Consider the following 241-nt stretch of genomic DNA (forward strand, 5'->3'; position numbering starts at 1 on the left):
GTACAAGGAAGGCGCTTCATTTGTCCGAGACCATCGACGTTGCAATCCTTGACCTCTGGTTCATCAACAGCGCGAAAGCGAGCGAAGCAGGCGGGCTCTACCACCCATGGAGCTTCGCGAAGGACTTCCTTCAACAATATCTAGCAGACGGCAGCCAGGTGGATGTTTGGGAAGGCGATGCCTTTAAGCTCGCGCAGGCGCGCATTGCCGCTGCGCGGGCCGCTCCTCTGCACTGAGGGAG

1 protein-coding gene is annotated in these 241 nt (G+C 58.9%); it reads left to right on the forward strand.

The window, feature by feature from the left end:
- Positions 1 to 236: hypothetical protein (locus SB765_RS33130; protein WP_410932962.1), on the forward strand; the 236-nt coding region annotated here is incomplete at its 5' end.
- Between the last annotated feature and the right edge of the window lie 5 nt (positions 237 to 241).

It is taken from the genome of Pseudomonas sp. SIMBA_067, assembly GCF_046534675.1.
GTDB classification, from domain to species: Bacteria; Pseudomonadota; Gammaproteobacteria; order Pseudomonadales; family Pseudomonadaceae; genus Aquipseudomonas; species Aquipseudomonas putida.